The organism is Xylella taiwanensis (genome assembly GCF_013177435.1).
Classification (GTDB): Bacteria; Pseudomonadota; Gammaproteobacteria; order Xanthomonadales; family Xanthomonadaceae; genus Xylella; species Xylella taiwanensis.
Genome location: NZ_CP053627.1, coordinates 2,127,073 through 2,145,730, shown reverse-complemented (window position 1 = coordinate 2,145,730; position 18,658 = coordinate 2,127,073). Strand labels below are relative to the sequence as shown.

The window sequence follows — 18,658 nt, the reverse complement described above, 5'->3', positions numbered from 1 at the left end:
GCTCTATTTCTGCAGTGATCCAGTTAAATTCTGGTCGATATCGAGGGTGGATGTGCTGCATATTTCGATTTTACCGATGAAAGGCACATCTGCTTTGGTTGCTGGTGAGAGCAGTGCCATGTGTTGGTTTATCGGCTGGGCTGAGCATACTGCTTAGAGTGGATTGCGGCAGAATGCGGCATAGTCAATGTACCCGGGGAACGCCCGTCCTGGCGCACAAAGTGGACACTCCGGATCCGGGGCCAGACGTATTTCCCGAAAGTGCATGGCCAGCGCATCGAAACAGAGCACACGTCCGCGTAGGGGCTTGCCAATACCCAGCAGCAGCTTGAGTGCTTCGGTGGCTTGGAGCATCCCGATGACACCAGGCAACACACCGAGCACCCCGGCTTCGGTGCAACTGGGGGTGAATTCTGGCAGCGGTGGCTCCGGGAACAGACAGCGATAACACGGCGCCTGTCCACGTAGGCGGCCGGCATCGAAGACACTGACTTGGCCCTCAAACTGGTGTACTGCACCGTAGACCAGAGGTATGCCCAGCTTGACGCAAGCGTCGTTGAGCAGGTATCGCGCTGGGAAATTGTCGGCACCGTCGATGGCTACGTCGACGTCCTGCAACAGCGCTTCGATGTTGCTGGAATTCGCTCGTACCTGCATTGCCTCGATCTGGACGTGTGGATTCAGAGCCGTCAGGCGCCGTGCTGCCGATGCGGCCTTGGGAGCCCCCAATTCCGCATCCACGTGCAGAATCTGTCGTTGCAGGTTGCTACGTTCAACCGTGTCATTGTCGGCGATGCGCAGATGGCCGACGCCGGCGGCAGTCAAGTAGAACGCGGCGGGTGATCCCAGGCCACCGGCACCAATCAGCAGCACACGTGCTTCTGTCAGGCGCTGCTGTCCATGTGGCCCGATCTGAGGCAAGCGTAAGTGGTGCGCGTAACGCTCCATGAAGTCCTGCTCGTCAGTGGTCAGGGTAGGGCGTAGCAATCGCAGCCCAGCCTCGCGCCATGCATCCGTTCCGCCAGCGACCGAGTACAACCGCCGATAGCCGGCCGCTTGCAGTCGCTCGCCGGTGTACCGGGAGCGCTGACCGGACTGACAGATCAGTACGATCTCCGCGTTTGTATCGGGTAGATGTGTGCTGGCATTGGCTTCGAGTGTGTCCTGGTCGATTCCGAGTGCACCTTCGGCTTGGCCGCTCACCCGCTCATAGGGTTGGCGTACGTCAATGAAAGCGGCACCACGGGCGATGAGAGACCACGCTTGATGCGGTGTGAGTTCAGTCATGCTCATGGTCGCATTGTCTAGTAATCCACATGCGCCGTTGATGTGTTGCGGTTTCTGGCGGCGTCAGTGTTTTGGATGTTAAGGATGCTGTGTGGGTTACTGGTGCTCAATTTCAATGATTTGGCTGCAAGGTGTGGCTTGATGTCAACGATGTTATGGGACGAAACATAACGGCGCTACCGCCAAACAACGCCAGTGTATTTGAGTGCTCCTTCCAAGTACGCTGGTCATCGCATCACCGGCGATCGTGGTTGAACTTTTTGCACACCTGCGGCTTTAAAAAAGCGTTGCGGGCTACAACGTGGACTGGGAGTTTCGATGTTCAACATCGGAGCGTCGAGCATGAACATGGGGCGAAAGTTGCAGACCATGATAGGGCGAGGGCAGCCTCTTGTTCCGAACGTCCTGTGTGTTACATGTTGCCAGAGGTAGTGAATGCGGCTTGCAAATACGGATATACATCGTGTATCTGGGCATGATGTCCAGGTGATTGCATCCGCACGCTGATCGGTGAGCGCCGCATTTCAGTGCGCACACACCAAAATGGACCAGAGCGGAGCGCCCTATCATCACGTTGGATGCTTAGATTTAAGTGCATCGAGACGCAGTCTGAGTGGGCGCAGCACCTGGATTCACTGAGCGCTGTCCCCTGTGGTGAATCAAAACGCCAATGTCCAATGCAAGCCAGCCGATTTTTAGCCCCTGACGCGATGCAGTTGTGGGAATCTCTCCCCCTTCATCATGCGGTGGCTAGACGGTTCAGAGAACGTCGCTGTTTCGATCACTTTGGGTAGCCTGATGATGTACTCCAATGTCTCAGCAGCCATCACTTCCTTCTTCATTTCCGGCAGCCTGTTTTCTAGTGAATGTAGTGGACCTCTGCCTCTCAACTGGTGTCGGTGTGATTGCTTGCAATGCCTCTGGGGTTGCAGCCATTGAGTGATCCATCCTTTTATGCAACAGAACCAATGCGTGTTGGTGCGCTTGCTGGAGCGCTGTGCCTTTGCATGCTTATAAAAGATTGCTGATGCTGCACGCTCCATCAGTGACGTGGTCGATGCATCAGCAATGCGTTTACCCACCCTCCAGGTGATAGGGACAGCACAGCTGTCGTTGAGCAACATGTAACGGACACCGTCGGCCATTGGCTTGCTCCTGATGTCTGGCACAAGGGCCAATCATCCAGGCTTCTTGTAAACGCTCGTATTCAATCGCTGTGAGATGGCGAATTTTTGTTGCAGTGCGATGATGTGTGCTTCGGGAAGCCTCGCATGAAGCGCATCTACAACGATCAAGTTGGAAAGGCAATTTTGCTTAGCATCCAAAGCAATAGGCCAGTGGCATAGCTGTTGTCGAATGCCTTGATGATTCCTCCGTCGAGTGCGAAGCCTATACCAAGCCTGCTACCACCCGAAGTGCGTGTGCTAAGGGGTGTGGCAGGTCTTCCCTTCTGCTTCCCGGCGTGGTGCACAAGCCCCCGCGCTTCAGCAGTATCGGTGGCTGATTGGCCTGACCTCCAGGGTCCAGGATGGCGAAACATGCGACCCCGCCACTGCGTCATTCCGAACCACGGCGTGTCAAGCACTCCCCATTTCACAGGCCCAGTGTTGCCTGGCGTTCCCCCCCTTCCATTTCCCAAGCCATCTATGGGGACATCAAGGACCTACTCTGCCAGGCTCCCAACCACAACAGTGCTTGGCTGGAGTCACTGCTGAGCTCCTTCACGGCATGCAAGTTGTATACGCCATCCAGACGGTTCGCTTCCAAGGACACTTCGGACCAATCGCGCCGCCTGATGCGCCATGCTCAGTGCAAAAATCCCTTCCTTAAACCATCAATGTCCGATGCGCATTCGCAGGCGTCTTGCGGCACAGCCAATGACACTCTGGATGCACATGCGGCGACGTGTCCTTTGAATGTTTGTTGTATTGAGACACTGCTTACCAGCCGATGGAGTGCTGTGAAGGATTCGAGGGCTTGCACGGTGTCTCGTCTGTTGAGAGGTGCGACGTTTGTTTGTGGCGCTTCCGCAAGACTGGAGTGGAACTGGAATGCCACCTTCGCAGCACAGCACATCGCCCATTTTGCCCAGCATGTTCCGTTCCGCACAGGTGTCAGTTCATCTGGCCGGACACCAGAAGCGACATGCGGTGGAAAATGAGCGATTTCAGCCTGAGATATGCGCACCAAAGCGCAGCGCACAGTGAAGAGACTATTTGCCGATACCAGCACAGGTTGCCTGTGTTCGTGTTGCTTGCAGGAGGGGCTCTCATCGATTTTCAGCAGACACTCCCTCCAGGTCGATGTGCTCCTGCGCCGAATGAACAGCGCAGGTTTGGTTGCCATGTCGGCCCTCGAAGTACTTCGCAATCAGCGTTGTGGACGCGGACTTCTGCCAGCTTGGAGCGCTCACGGAGGTGCAGTGTGACCGCAATGCTGGTGGGCGGGTGTGTCCATGCTGCACGTCCAGATACCACCGCTAGCTTAGTAGCGGTGTCTGTGCGATCTGATTCGAAAAACGCATCTTCAGAACTGCAAGGGTGATCCATGACGGGCTTCGGGAAGGTATTGACCAACCTTTGACAGTGGCAAGCAGGTACTTTGTATCCATGAACAGGTCGATGCGGATGTCCGGTGATACGACCACATGACAGGCTTGATGATCACACCTAGTACATAGCTGTTAAAGCCGCTGCCCAGATGCAGTTAGATCAGTGCGGGATTCCAGTGCATGACATTGTTGTCCCTATTTCAGTAGGACGTGACAGTTCCATGCCAGCACGGATGCAAAGCACATCACCTGTGAGTCTCCACCCTGGGTGGTGGACGGTATGCCGGAGACATTGTGTCGTTTGAGACCTGATTGTCTTGGAATAGACGGCAAGCATCGAGAGAATTCAGGTACATCGTTGTAGAAGAAAATGCGATTGCTTGAATTTTTTCCTGTCATGAGTTGCCGCGGTTTTGTGGTTTCCGCCCTTGTTGGTCCGCAGCATATGAACTGGACAGTTGCAATAAGTTTGAGAAATGTCACCGACCATCCTGATCCAGTTGATCGTTACACGCCATGCGTTTAATGAGAATGCATGGAGTGCAGCTGCAACGTTCGATGAGGTATCAATCTTTTCTGCATGGGTCTCATCCCACCAGCGTCACGGTAACCTTTGGCTGTTCAGGGGTGACAGGTCGTGTTATCAAAACGTTGCTGAGTGATGCCGATCGATCCCGGTCGCGCAGCAGGTCGGAGAGCAAGGGTGGTGGTGCCGGTGATTCAGTACGGATTGTTGCTGCAGTTGTCCTGGTCGATGAAGTCGGTGCCCGCATCATTCAGCTTGGTTTGCTGAGTAGCCAGGCAGTCGTGTCGGATGCAGGCGAGGTCATACCGTGTCAGCGTTGTATTCGTATCCTCACTGCAAATAGATCATTGTGGCTAGTGGAGTACAGATCTTGAGGCACATACGCGATACGGTTAAATACGCATTTGTCTTGCAGCCAGGAGAGTATTGTTAACTAAACAAAAGGGTTTAAGTGGTGTGTGTTGCAGTCCGAGATGTGCGATCAACACGCTTTAAGATTTGGAGCATGACTGCATGATTCACAGGCCAGTGTGTGGAGCGAATATTTTTATTAAAGTGTGCAGTTGTTGCGACTGCTTCCGATCAGCGTGTTGTATGCAGCTGCTGTGCAGATGTGTAGATTGGAGGCAATGCATGCTGTTCAGAGGGGGTTCCAGAGGATGATGAATGGTGCTGCTCAGTGCGGCACGGCTGTAGATCTTTCAGTAAGATGGCTGTCTTTCTACAGGAGTGCTGGAGAAGTCTCCGGCACCCACCAGTCAGCGCAGGTGATTCCGCCTGTTGTGATCCCATGTAGAAATAAAATGGAAAATATTACTTAAGTAATATAAATTCTCCAGATTTAAGTGGCTAACAATTGTGTTGGATATACCGTGGCGTTATTCAGATGCAGTGTGCACTCCAGTATTTCGAATCTCTTGGCTGTCATTGCTGTGACTTTGTGACCCTCCCTTGAAACGTCGTTGGGCTCGTATCGTTGGTGCCACGCTTTGCATAGCGTGTCTTGCCGTTTCAGTGGCCTTGGCTGATTACTATGCTTGGTTCACGACCCAGCGTCACGAGCAGCAGCGCCTACGTGACTTGGCTCAGCAATTGGGCCAGCGAGTGGATCAAATTGTTGTTGAATCATTGTTGGTACTGTCAGACATAGAGCATTCGCAGCTGACCCCGTGTTCTCCAGAGCACATCACGCGGATGCGTGCATTGGTGCTGTCTACCCACTACATCACAGAACTCGACTATGTTCCGGCACAGAAGCTGCGCTGCACATCGTGGGGACTGTTTGATGTTGCGCGCAAAGAGCCGCCGGCCAACTATGCCAGAGACGATGGCCTTGAACTGGTGAAGCGGGTACCTTCAAAGGTGAACCCTGAGCAGCGTCTGCTGGGTCTGCACCATGGTAACTACCATGCGCTGATGAAGCTCAGCACCATTACTGATTTTTCAATTCCACCGGGTGTTGAATTGGCAGTGGCCACCATGAATGGGGTACTGCTACAGAGCACCGGTGCTCATGTGAAGGCACTGTTTGGTAAACGTGCGGGCGATACTTTGCATGGCTTGGTAGCGGCCCGCATCCAGAATCGTGATCATGATTGGCAGATCGCCGTCATTGAACCAATACAACAGTTGGTAGGTGCGGTCCATCGCAAAGAGTGGCGAGCAATCCCGCTTGCTTTATTGGTTTCATTGAGCTTGTGTGGCTTCGCGATCTTGTATGTGCGCCGGCGGCGTTCTCCGTTGACTCGGTTACGTCAGGCGGTGCAGCGATGTGAATTCTTGGTTTGCTATCAACCGATCGTCTCACTGAGCGAGAATCGTTGTGTCGGTGCAGAAGCATTGGTGCGCTGGCGCCAGCACGACGGTACGTTGATCTTGCCGGACCAGTTCATTCCACTGGCCGAGCGGAGCGGTTTAATTCTTCCAATCACCGATCAAGTCGTTGCAGAGTCCATGCGTGAATTGGGGCCATTACTGGTGGCCGATCGTTCGCTGCACGTGGCGATCAATGTTTCAGTCAGGGACATCGAATCAGGACGCGTGCTGGAGGTGTTGAAGCTTGCTTTACAAGGCAGTGGTGTATGCAGCGAACAAATATGGATCGAAGCAACGGAGCGCAGTTTCATGGATGCGTGTGCCGCACGCGAGCATATTGTTCGCCTGCGCGAGGCTGGATATGCCGTGGTGATCGACGACTTCGGTACCGGTTATTCAAGTTTGCAGTATCTGCAGCAACTCCCCTTGGACGTGCTGAAGATTGACAAATCGTTCATCGACACGGTCGGGCGTGATGCCAATAACACAGCGGTTGCTTCGCACATTATCGACATAGCGAAGGAATTGGGCATGCGTACGATTGCTGAAGGTGTTGAGCGTGAGGAACAACTCGTTTATCTGCGTGCGCGTGGTGTGGATATGGCTCAAGGTTGGTTGTTCTCACGTCCATTAAGCGCCCCCGGATTTGCTGACTATCTTGCTCGCAATCGCAGTATGCAACCCGGTTGCTGAGGTACGTGGTGCTTGCTGTAGCGCCCCTTGGGCAAGAGGTCGGATTCTTGAAGTTGACGTGTGGCTGGGATGGACCAGAGTCGCTTGGGTAGCGAGAGCTACACATCTCGTCAGATCACGAGGCCAAATGAGTGCCGTACTGGGCTAGTCTTGTGAACCTGGTTGTCATGCACGCCGTGAGGTAAAACGGCGTGCAACGTTCTTCTAGGAACAGGTGCAAACATCTGTCACGGATGTCATAGTCCATCCCACGTATATGGTGTATAGAGATGGTGTTTGAAGCGATGTATCTTGCGCCGCTGGTTATCGGTTGCGACGGCGTTTGATGCATAGGTGTTGTCATTTGACCCAGGGATCGCTGATCCAATCGTACTGAGCGTGTATCGCCGCTCCATGTTCTTTAATACCTTAGAGACGATCAAGAACATGACATCCGTCATCTACACCGATACCACAACGTCCATTGCGCGGATGCGCTCAGGAATAACAGTGCACGGCGATGTGCAGTGCATCAGTCTAACTGTTGTAACAATGCACTGCATGCAGGGCGTAGGGCGTAGGGCGTAGGGCGTATCGCGGATGCGGTCCATCCAATGGTGCGTTGCAGGCTTGCAATTCAGTCTTGTTCAACAGGCGATTTTGGGCGTGATGCATGTAATGTTCTGCAACGATCCAGGATCGGATCGATACTTGGTCTATTCGCCCATCACCGTACAGTGGTGACTGGTGTGCTGTCGGGTGTACTTTTGATCAGGTGAAGAGTGATACAAGGCGGATATAAGCACAGGCATGACAGAACAGATATTGATATGGAGGTTGGCCGTAGGTCATGAGTTCACTGGCGCTCCAGCAGCAAAATTCCGCATGGCAGTTGCAGTGGCCAATGACGACGTGCCAGTACGGTGCCTATCTTGTCTTGCTTGATGACGACTTATGTTTAGGTTTGAAGCAGACACCATCCCTTGCAAACCATCATGGGCAGCAGTTACGAAATTTGTCTGGGCCGCACGGCATCGTTTGAGGCGTACGGAGCGCCTTGGAATGTATTCAGAGGGCAACGTGTCGATCCGTGGAGCTAGTTGCTTGTCCGCAGCAACACAGGCAGATATATCGCGTAATCACGGCTGGATGACAGCGGCAGCGTTCTTCGTGTCCTGTCATCCGTCAAGCGTTTTAACTGGGTGCAGAGTGATTCGCGTCTCTGTGGAGATTTTCGTGGAACCGCACTATCCCAGTGATCATGTTGCCGCATCTGTGGTTGGTGCATCTCATGGCAAGTACGTCTAAGGGATCTCTGTGATCAGTGTGTACGCCGAAAATGGTGTGTACTTGCCGACGACCCTGCAGGTCAATGAGGTGCATAGCCCTTCACAACGTTGATCGCCATTGTTGACGTTGTGTGACATCTGCTGGTCTGTGTTGGGTATGCTGAGGAGTGCGCTACATTGTTGCCATTTGGTAGGACAGCACAGGTGATGCATGAAACACGGCAGTGAGGTGATGGTGCGCGAGCGCACAGTGGTGGATGCCAGGATCTACCCAGGTAGCGGTTTGGATCTGTTGTCGCGAGTGGAGGTGGCACGGCTGCGCGATGTTTCCAGCGGGGGGATACACGAGTTGTTGCGCCGTTGCGCATTGGCGGTCCTGACCAGTGGTAGCGCTTCGGATGATCCACGCGCCATCCGCGATCTATATCCGGATTTCGACATTCATGTGATACAGCGCGATCGTGGTGTGTGTATTGAGCTCAGCCATGCGCCCGCAATCGCATTTGTAGATGATGAGATCATCTGTGGTGTGGCTGATCTGCTGTTTGCGGTTGTTCGCGACTTGACCTATATAGCGGTTGATCTCGCATCGAGTGATGCCGCTGACCTGGGGACTGGGAATGGCATCACCAATGCGGTGTTCGCGCAGTTGCGCAATGCTCGCATTTTGCAGGCGTCTGCAGAACCCAATTTGGTCGTGTGCTGGGGAGGTCACTCGATCTCGCGCAATGAATATCTGTACACCAAGCAGGTTGGCTATGCGCTTGGCTTGCGTGGCTTGAACATCTGCACAGGGTGCGGTCCCGGTGCGATGAAGGGACCGATGAAGGGCGCCACGATCGCGCACGCTAAGCAGCGTCGCCATGACACTCGCTACATCGGCATTACCGAGCCCGGCATCATCGCAGCCGAATCGCCAAACCCGATTGTCAATCATTTGGTGATCATGCCGGATATCGAGAAGCGCCTGGAGGCTTTTGTCCGCATTGGCCACGGCATCATTGTGTTCCCCGGTGGCGTGGGCACTGCCGAAGAGATTTTGTACTTGCTGGGCTTGCTGTTGCGTGATGAAAACCGCGAGCTACCGTTTCCGTTGATCCTGACAGGTCCGGCCACCGCCGTGCCGTATTTTGAGCAGATTGACCGCTTCATTCGCTTGACTTTGGGCGATGAAGCGCTGTCGCGATATCAGATCGTGATCGGCGACCCGATTACTGTGGCACGCAAGATGAGCGATGGCATCCGCCAGGTACGCGAATTCCGTAAGGAACGTAAGGATGCTTATTATTTCAATTGGTCGTTACATATCCCGTTCGAGTTTCAGCAGCCGTTCGTGCCCACCCATGAGGCTGTCGCTGCGTTGGACTTGCATCATGGCCGTCCGGCGCACGCGTTAGCGGCAGACTTGCGCCGGGCGTTCTCCAGCATCGTGGCTGGTAACGTCAAGGAAGATGGTATCCGTCAGATCGAACAGTTTGGCCCATTCCGGATTCATGGCGATCCGTCAATGATGCAAGCGTTGGATGCGCTGCTGTTCGCGTTTGTCGAACAGCGTCGGATGAAGCTTGCCGGAGAGTATAAGCCTTGTTACCAAGTCTTGGCCTGAGGACTGGAAAGCGATTGAAGTAGCAGTTGTTTAACGTTTGTCGGTTGCCACTGACCGTTTGTCCGACAGTGTTTGCTCTGTAATGTGCTGACAGTGTCTGCTTTACAGCGATAGTTTTAGACATTAACGCTGTGGAGCATTCAGATGCCACACGATGTGCGCGGCTTCACGATAATGGAGCTAATGATCGCGGTTGTTGTCGTCGCTGTTTTGGCGGCGATGGCGTTTCCCAGTTTCCACAGTCTCATCCGCTCGACTCGAGTTTCGTCCAGGACCAATGAACTGATAAGTTCTATCGCGTTGGCACGCAGTGAGGCGGTGTGCAGCGCGCATGGTGGTGGTGTGTGTCCAAGTGCTAATGGCGATACGTGCGGTGATCAATGGAGTCAGGGTTGGTTGGTTTGGAATGATGCCAACGGTAATGGCATTTTCGACAAGGGCGAGGCGGTCTTGCGCTACGTTCAGGGCAGTCCTCAATTGTCAGTATCAGCGCTCAATGCGTTGCCTATTGCTTTTGATGCTCATGGGTTGCGGCGTGGATCGAACAATCAAGTGGTGACGCTCCGTCCTGATGACTGCGAAGGCCAACCATTACAGCGTACCGTCACTATCACCGCGACCGGTCAAGCGAAGGTGGACAAGGGTGTGTGCCAATGAGAGGGCGCTCAAACCGTTGTTGGCAGTGGTCTGTGCGTCCGCTTGGAGTTTCGTTGATCGAAGTGCTCATCGCGTTGCTCGTCCTTGGCATAGGTCTGCTGGGTTTCGCGCTTCTGCAAACCATGAATGTGCGTTTCACTAAAAGTGCCCAGCAGCGGACGATTGCCAGTAACTTGGCTTACGAGTTGATAGACATCATGCGTAGCCAGCGCAGTGTGGTTGGCTATTACGCGGCCATCACCTATAAAAGTTTCGATGGTGTCGACGGCACCGATTGCAATCGTTCTGAAAACGCTACCCCAGTTGCCAACATGGCACGTTGGCGTTGTGAAGTGGTGAGCGCGCTCCCTGATGGCCGTGCAGAAGTAAAGTTGGCGACTAATGGGAAAGTCACCGTGACGATGCGTTGGGGGGATCAAAATTGGGAGACTGATGTGAACAAGCAAGTCAGCACTTTCAGTCTGAGCAGCCGATTATGACGATCTATTCCTCCGCCTTTGCCCGTCTCCGTACCAGGGGGCTGTCGTTAATCGAACTGATGATCGCACTGTTGATCGGTTCAATACTGATTGTCGGGGTGATCCAGGTGTTTGTTGCCTCATGGACTGCGTACAAACTTTCACAAGGTATCGCACGCAACCAGGAGAATGGCCGTTTTGCACTGGATTTTCTGACACGTGATATCCGCATGGCTGGTCATGTGGGGTGTATCAATGATCAAGGGCTGCTGTCTGCTGATGATAACGGCCACCCGAATGGAGGAAATATCCGTTCGTTGTTTCTCAATGCGACCGATCGCAATGCCAACAACGTTGCCAATCAACCATTCCCGCTGCGTTTTGACATTGCTATTGAGGGATTCGATGCGGTTGGTACAGGGAGAGGCAGTGCACTGTCGCTTGATGCTGTCCCGGTCGTCGGTAATGCGTCTGATTGGAATCCAGTATTGCCGGCTGAACTTGCAGTTCTAAAACCGCTCAAGGGAAGCGATGTTCTAGTACTACGTTATCTTTCCCCTGAGGGAAACATACTGAAGGATTTCAATCCAGCGTCCAGTCCTACCATCTCTTATGCTGATGAGTCGGTTCAGGGGAGCAGTAAAGTCGCGACCGGTGGCAGCGGCTTGTATGCCATTGCCGATTGCAATGGGGCCAGTGTCTTCCAGTCCAGTACTGCACCGACTGCGACAGGGATGAATGTCAGTGCCAGCGGTCTGAACAAGACCACACTTGATTTCGTTGGTACTTACGATCATGCGCTCTCGTTTTTCCCAGGGAATTTAACGTTGTTTCGTGCCGAATCGATTGCTTATTACATCGGCTTGAACGACCGTGGGGTTCCAGCACTGTATCGTGCCCATTGGACTTCGGTGCCTGCCGGGATTGAACTGTCCACGAACGTCGAGGAGTTGGTCGAGGGAGTGGAATCCTTGCAATTTCTTTATGGTGAAGATTCCGCAGCGTTGAACAAAGCGACATCAAGTGGCTACATCGATCATACGAATCCGGCAAGCATCATTGGTGATGCGAGTAACGTGCTGCGTTGGCGCCGGGTTGGTGCGGTGCAGATCGGATTATTGGTGCGTGGTGGTGGGCAAGAACGTGCCAATGCGCTGAAGGCGGCAGTCAATCCGACAGTGCTATCGGTTCATGTCACTCCACCGTCTGATGATCACTATCGTGCGGTTTACGAGACGACGGTGGCTTTGCGCAACCGGTTATTTGGAAACTGATGATGAAGCCACAAGAATTTGTCGATTCGCATCTTCAAAGTCGCCGCTGTTCGCAGCAAGGAGCTGTTCTATACGTTGCGCTGATTGTGTTGGTGGTGTTGGCGTTGGTTGGAATAGTCGGCATGCAGATTGCAACCATGCAGGAGCGCATGTCTGCGAATTATCTCGCGGCTAACATGGCTTTTCAGGGGGCTGAGTCGTTGGTGCGTTATCAGGAGTCCGTGATCAACACGGGAACCGAGTATGACTACCAGAACTGCTCGGTTCCCTATGATCCTGTTGCTTGGGTGAATAGTGTCGGCAATGACGTGGTTGCTGAGGCGCTGGTGCGTAACATCAGTGTTTGCATGCAACAGTGCAGTGCCAGTGCCAGTGTTGATCGATCCGAGAGTGGCTGCAACATGTTCCGCATCACTGTATTCAGTCGGGATCGTAATTCCGTTGATGCTTCAAGTTCCTTGTCATCGATCGACACTATTTTTATTAGACCTTGAACCATGAAAACCAACGTTCTTAAGTACGTTCTGCTGTGTGCCACGTTGCTTGGCATCGGTTTCCTTGTACGGCGTGGTATCACTGCGCCTGGCCCGCTGGATATCGCACAGGCACCGTTGTTCACCCGCAATGTGGTTCCACCACTCAATATGTTAGTGATGGGGCGCGATCATAAGTTGTACTACGAGGCCTACAACGATGCATCCGACCTGGACGGTGATGGCGTACTGGATGTTGGTTACAAGCCAGATAAGATTACTTATTACGGGTATTACAACTCTAATGTGTGCTATCGCGCGACCGGAGATATGTTTCAGCCTGTTTCTGTTGCCCAAGGGAGCAACGGAAAAAAGTGTGCAGGGACCTGGAGTGGTGATTTCCTGAATTATTTAACGACTTCGCGCATGGATGCGTTGCGCAAGGTGTTGTTTGGCGGTTATCGCGAAGTCGACACGCCGACGCAGACTATTTTGCGTGCTTCATTTACTCCACAAGACGCGCATAGCTGGGGGAAGGAGTACGCCGGCGTACCGCATGATGGCTATGACATCTCTGAGTATGCTCCGCTGAGTGCACCTAGCGGTGGCCATTACCATTTGTTTGCGGTGACGACGCTCAGTGATAATGGCATTCCACAATTACGTGTACTTGCTGATACCACGTTCCGTGTTTGGAATTGGGTGTCGATCGAGCAGCCAGTGGCTGGTAGCGATTGCTTTACTCCCCAAAATCAGCGTGTCAGTTGTATGAGTGGGGGTTCCACAGGTATCAGTGATTACCCGTTACGGGTTGAGACCTGCTCTGTTGCTGAGGAACTGCGCGAGAGCAACTGTAAGCTCTATCAGAACAACACGTCCTATAAGCCGACCGGAATCTTGCATGATTATGGGGAGAACGATCGCATGTACTTTGGTCTACTGACCGGTTCATACCAGAAGAACATCACTGGTGGTGTCTTGCACAGCAATGTATCCAGTTTCTCTCGTGAGGTTAATCAGGTGACTGGGCAGTTTTGCTTGAATGGCAACTGCGGCAGTGGGAAAGACGTCAAAGGAATCGTACATACGATCAGTAGTTTCCGTATGCTGGATTTCAGCTATAAGAACCATACATATGGGTGCGGATGGATCACGACGCGCCCCGTGAGTGAGGGCGAGTGTTGGATGTGGGGCAATCCCATCGCTGAGATGATGTACGAAACATTACGTTACTTCGGAGGAGCGACGGCGCCACGTATTGAGTACGACATTAATGACAGTTCACAGGACATCGCCACGTTGCAGCTCTCGCACCCCAGTTGGAAGCCGCCGTATACGTCTGTCGATCAGGGAGGCGGCGGTTATTCGCTCTGTGCGCAGCCGACAATGACGGTGTTCAGCGATATCAACCCCTCTTATGATTACAAGTTGCCCGGTTCGCGCTGGTCCAATTTCAATGCATCGGCTGATCCTGCTTCGCTGCGCAATTTGGACGTTTCCGCAGAGGCTGATCGAATCTGGGCAGATGAGGGTGGCGGTAGCAAACTGGTTTTTATCGGCGAATCCAATAACAACTCCGATAATGCGCCAACACCGAAAGTGGTGAGCAACTTATCCACAGTGCGCGGGTTAGCTCCTGAGGAACCCAGCAAGCGTGGCACTTATTATTCGGCTGCGGTTGCCCGCTACGGTGCCAACCACAAGATCGGCGGCAGCAAATTCGTACGAACCTATGCTGTTGCACTGGCCTCACCGCTTCCGAAGTTTGAATTTCCTGTTGGCAATGGTCGAGTGAGTCTAGTACCGTTCGCCAAATCTGTGCGTGGTGCCGGTATTTCTCCGACTGGTAATTTCCAGCCTACCAACCAGATCGTCGATTTCTATGTGCAGCGTATCGCTAATATGGCCGGCTCCTCTGGGATGGACTACGATGCAACCGTCAATGGTGGCCGCCCCTATGCAGAGTTCCGCATCAATTACGAGGATGTGGAACAAGGCGCTGATCATGACATGGACGTAATCGTGCTTTACACGATTTCCGTCGATGCCAAGAATCAACTCGTGGTGACACTCAAAACTGAATATTCTGCTGGTACCATGGACCAGCATATGGGTTATGTCATCTCTGGGACCACACAGGACGGTGTGTACCTGGAAGTGTGCGATCTTGCTGATGGCCACAGTAATGACGGTACGCGCAGTAGCTGTGCGGGACAACAAGCCTACAAACTAAATACTCCTCCTGATCATCCACCGGGTTATTGCAATGCTATTCCGATGCCTGGGGATTGTAATGGCTTGCCACCTGTTGCGACGCGAACATTTGCTGTTGCTTCTCAAGGCACGAATGCGGTGTTGTTAAAAGATCCACTGTGGTATGCGGCCAAGTATGGTCATGATCAGGGCGTCATCCTCGATAGTAATGGTGCTCTGGCTGATTATTTTCCAGTGAACAATCCGCTCTATTTGCGTAAGCAGGTGGCTAAAGCGTTTGCGGCCATCCAGAATCAGGCGGGTAGCAGTGGTTCGGTTGCGGTTGTTGGGACAAGTGTTTCTAGTACATCGTTCGCAGTGATCCCTAGTTACTCGAGCACCAATGATGGTAAAGATTGGACGGGCGAGATGACTGCTTATCGGATCAATCCCAATGGCATGGTAGGCGATGTGCTGTGGTTGGCAAGCGCTGGTGTGCCGAGTGGTATCAATGGGATATCGAAGCGTCTGATCTATACGGCGTTGAGCAATGTAAACGAAACCAACCGCTCCTCTGTGGTGCGTCCTTTCGTCGCCGAAAAGCTGGTCCAGAGTAGTAGCGGTGATGCAGCTACTGATGCCGCAGAGGTCTTCGGCCACCTTGGGTATACAGCACGTGGTGTCATTGATGACTTCGGTAGTTCTGTCACGCCCAACCAATTAGTGAATTATTTGCGTGGTGATAAGAGCATGGAGGGTGTAACACTCAATAGCGCACCGTTCCGCCGTCGTTTCGCTCCGCTGGGTGACATTATTAATTCGATTCCTGTTGTCGCGACGCGTCGTGCGAATTATGGGTGGGCCACTGCGAGTGGGTTACCGCAGGTGCAGCGCGACAGCTACTCTGCTTTTATTAAGGCTCGCCGGGACTCAACGGCCGCTGAGCATATCTTTGTTGGTGCGAACGACGGCATGCTGCATGCCTTTGACGATAAGGGGACAGAACGTTTTGCGTATGTGCCCAACAGTGTGCTTCACCAACTGGGTTACCTGGCTAACCGGGACTATCAACATCGCTACTATGTTGATGGCAAATTGACATTGAGCGATGCCTATTTGGGGGGAGGCTGGAAGACTGTGCTGGTTGCTGGCACTGGAGCTGGCGGCCGTTCGATGTTTGCCTTGGATGTAAGTAGCCCAACCACTTTCGCGGAGTCGAATGTGTTGTGGGAAATTAACAGCCAGAATGACGATGATATGGGGTACACCATGGGCAAGCCCTACATCGTGCCGTTACAGGATGGCAGTTGGGCGGCAATCTTCGGAAACGGTTACAACAGCAGTAATGGCCGGGCGGTGCTCTTCATCGTGAATCTGGCTACTGGCCAGCTTATCCGCAAGATTGAGGCGCGTGACGGGATTGATCCCGATGGCACTGATCCTGCGAACATGGGATATAACGGTCTGGGCAATTTAGCGGTGTTGGATACCGATGGCGACGGGTTGGTCGATATGGTGTACGGCGCTGATTTGCACGGTAATCTTTGGAAGTTCAACCTCATGGGCAAAGATCCAGAAAACTGGGGTATCGCTTACAAGGATGGGTTGAACAATCCAATGCCGCTATTTGTTGCCCGTGATGCCAAAGGCTATCGCCAATCGATTACGGGAGGTCTGGAGGTGGCGGTGGGGCCGAACGCTGGTTATATGATCTATTTTGGCAGTGGCCGCTACTTTGTTGTCAGTGACAACAGCAGCAAAGACCTCAGTACGTTGTATGGCATCTGGGATAGCGGGAGCCCTGTCACTGCGGGGCGTGCAGCCTTATCAGCTCAAATGATCCAGGCCAGCGACAACCCGACCTCGCCAGATACCCGCATTGTGACCCGTAACCAGCTGAGTTATATGACCAAGCGTGGTTGGTATGTCGATTTAGTGGTACAGGGACAGGATCCACAGGGTGAGCGTTCCATTGCCGCGCCATTGTTGCAGGGTGGACGTGTCTTCTTCTCAACCTACGTGCCGGGGGTGAGTGTGAACTGCGCTCCAGGCGGTAGCAATTGGCTTTATGCATTAGATGCTACTACAGGTGGTGCTGCGCTTGGTCAGGTCAATGTACCGTCTCGTAGTTCCAGGTCTAGCGTTGGTAATAGTGACACCGGTGCGGTTTCGACGGGTGGCGACGCTCCAATTCAGAGTATTGCCGTGACCCGGCCGATGCCTAAGCAACCGGTTTTCTGCAATCCAGGTGAAGATGATTGTCCTTTGGTGCCTGAGAAACCTGCCGGGCCTGTGGATACCCGATGCAGCGAGGTCATCATTGATCCAAATGATCCAACCAAGTCCATTTCAGTGCTCAGAGCATGTGGACGACAATCGTGGAGGCAGTTGCGATGATTGTGATCCTAAAGGATGAGAGCGCCAGCAGGTCAATGCGGATGGGTGCGCTGCATCGATCATACGGATTTAACCTGATCGAGTTAATGGCTGTGGTTGCCATCATTGCTATCTTGTCGGCCATTGCGTACCCGTCCTACCGGAATTACATTCGCAAGGGGCATCGAGATCAGGCTAAGGCTGATTTGGTAGAAATTGCCCAGTTAGCGGAGCGTTTCCGTACTGTGAACAATACTTATGTTGGATTCCCTGCCACCAACCCGATTACCCAATCCCCACGCCAGGGGGTTGCCTTTTATGGTGTAGAGTTTGTTGGCGATCCCACCCTCTCTGCGTTTACTGTCAGTGCCGTGCCACAAGGAGCCCAGCAAGACGATAAGTGCGGTACCCTCTTTATCAACCAGGCTGGAGTCAAGACGAATAGTCAAGGCCAATTATCCGAGTGCTGGTAAAGCACTCAGGAATTGCTTTTAGCTGAAAGCGTCGCGATGTTCCAGAAAATGCTTTGGAAATAATGTTGATTCACCCATGAGTGGCTGGTTACAATCCTAAGATTGCCCGAATAGCTCAGCCGGTTAGAGCACTTGACTGTTAATCAGGGGGTCGTTGGTTCGAGTCCAACTTCGGGCGCCATGAATTGCTTTAAATGCAAGGGTTTTCAGAGATGAAGGCCCTTGTTGTTTTTCCGCGTGTCTAATAAACGCTGAGTTGTCTAATAATCACCGGGTTGTCATCCTCCGTCGGTAGCGCCGCTGCATTACTTGTGTATCGGAATGACCTAATACTTGCGATGCCTCTTCGACCGTTTCCCGTTTCCTTCCCGTCTTGGGCTCTCATGTCATGCAGGCGCACATCTGATAGCCCTGCCTTACGAGTGCGTCTGTTGCGGATACGGGTACGTTGGCATCGTGGACAAATAACGACGGTTACCAAAGTGGCGGTTCCGTCTCTTGGTGCGCTGGTGGCCATGAGTGATGACATGCTTGCAGCAGCCATGCTGAACATCAATATCACGTCAACAGTCACCGCTAATGTGTCCGCTGGCTGGCAGATTCAATCGCTGGCGACGACGAGGGATTTACGCTTGCTTGTCGCCGTCGCGGTGCTGGTGAGTCCAAATCTGGCCACGCCTGTCCTGGATATGTGGCCGAATACCACGACTTCTGGAAATTTCAAGGTGACCATTGCACTAGGGATTGCGTCACGATGATGACGGTCTTGCTCCACACCAGCATTGCACATTTATCCGGCAATCTTACCGGCCTGGTGATGTTCGGCCCGTGTATCGCACGTGCCATCAGCATGACCTGCGTCCATAGTACCGGCGAGTTGACCAACGGTGCGGCGGTGGTGCTGATCGACTGGCCTGTGATCGGTGCCAGCGCCGTCGTATTTGCGCTCGACGAGGGCTGGCTGGCGCTGTTCCTGCATGACTGCACTGCGTTCGCCAGTTAATTGCT

Annotated in this window: 12 protein-coding genes and 1 tRNA gene; 11 read left to right on the top strand and 2 right to left on the bottom strand. The window is 53.1% G+C overall.

The annotated features are described in order from the left end of the window. Positions 1–153 precede the first annotated feature (153 nt). Both moeB and PLS229_RS09205 read right to left on the bottom strand, forming a co-directional pair. The gene (gene moeB / locus PLS229_RS09210; RefSeq protein ID WP_038270362.1) at positions 154–1,293 is read right to left on the bottom strand and encodes a molybdopterin-synthase adenylyltransferase MoeB; all 1,140 of its coding nucleotides are present in this window, start codon (positions 1,291–1,293) and stop codon (positions 154–156) included. A gap of 689 nt (positions 1,294–1,982) precedes the next feature. Next, positions 1,983–2,129, bottom strand: coding sequence for an AlpA family phage regulatory protein (locus PLS229_RS09205; RefSeq protein WP_152536571.1), 147 nt, complete (start codon positions 2,127–2,129; stop codon positions 1,983–1,985). Positions 2,130–5,315: 3,186 nt separating this feature from the next. Here PLS229_RS09205 and PLS229_RS09200 point away from each other — a divergent pair. The 11 genes from PLS229_RS09200 to PLS229_RS09150 all read left to right on the top strand — a co-directional run bounded on the left by PLS229_RS09200 (position 5,316) and on the right by PLS229_RS09150 (position 18,653). Next, a complete protein-coding gene (locus tag PLS229_RS09200; RefSeq protein WP_038270368.1) occupies positions 5,316–6,872 on the top strand; it encodes an EAL domain-containing protein in 1,557 nt (518 codons plus the stop codon). A gap of 1,479 nt (positions 6,873–8,351) precedes the next feature. Further along, on the top strand, positions 8,352–9,746 hold the full coding sequence (gene ppnN / locus PLS229_RS09195; protein WP_051482249.1) for a nucleotide 5'-monophosphate nucleosidase PpnN: 1,395 nt from the start codon (positions 8,352–8,354) through the stop codon (positions 9,744–9,746). A gap of 183 nt (positions 9,747–9,929) precedes the next feature. Continuing rightward, on the top strand, positions 9,930–10,403 hold the full coding sequence (locus tag PLS229_RS09190) for a GspH/FimT family pseudopilin (RefSeq protein ID WP_230428237.1): 474 nt from the start codon (positions 9,930–9,932) through the stop codon (positions 10,401–10,403). Next, positions 10,400–10,882, top strand: a complete 483-nt coding sequence (gene pilV, locus PLS229_RS09185) for a type IV pilus modification protein PilV (RefSeq protein WP_038270370.1) — start codon at positions 10,400–10,402, stop codon at positions 10,880–10,882. Before PLS229_RS09190 ends, pilV begins: the two co-directional genes overlap by 4 nt. Next, positions 10,879–12,135, top strand: coding sequence for a PilW family protein (locus tag PLS229_RS09180; protein WP_038270371.1), 1,257 nt, complete (start codon positions 10,879–10,881; stop codon positions 12,133–12,135). The genes pilV and PLS229_RS09180 overlap by 4 nt, the downstream gene beginning before the upstream one ends. Beyond that, on the top strand, positions 12,135–12,629 hold the full coding sequence (locus PLS229_RS09175; RefSeq protein WP_038270372.1) for a pilus assembly PilX family protein: 495 nt from the start codon (positions 12,135–12,137) through the stop codon (positions 12,627–12,629). Before PLS229_RS09180 ends, PLS229_RS09175 begins: the two co-directional genes overlap by 1 nt. Before the next feature lie 3 nt (positions 12,630–12,632). Further along, positions 12,633–17,198 (top strand): pilus assembly protein, encoded by a 4,566-nt coding sequence (locus tag PLS229_RS09170; RefSeq protein ID WP_038270373.1) that lies wholly within the window; start codon positions 12,633–12,635, stop codon positions 17,196–17,198. Then, the gene (locus tag PLS229_RS09165) at positions 17,195–17,650 is read left to right on the top strand and encodes a type IV pilin protein (RefSeq protein ID WP_038270453.1); all 456 of its coding nucleotides are present in this window, start codon (positions 17,195–17,197) and stop codon (positions 17,648–17,650) included. Before PLS229_RS09170 ends, PLS229_RS09165 begins: the two co-directional genes overlap by 4 nt. Positions 17,651–17,754: 104 nt before the next feature. Beyond that, positions 17,755–17,831, top strand: a tRNA-Asn gene (locus tag PLS229_RS09160). Positions 17,832–18,165: 334 nt separating this feature from the next. Further along, a complete protein-coding gene (locus PLS229_RS09155; protein WP_152536573.1) occupies positions 18,166–18,408 on the top strand; it encodes a hypothetical protein in 243 nt (80 codons plus the stop codon). Continuing rightward, entirely contained in the window at positions 18,405–18,653 is a 249-nt protein-coding gene (locus PLS229_RS09150) for a rhomboid family intramembrane serine protease (protein WP_114867176.1), read from the top strand. Before PLS229_RS09155 ends, PLS229_RS09150 begins: the two co-directional genes overlap by 4 nt. Positions 18,654–18,658 lie beyond the last annotated feature (5 nt).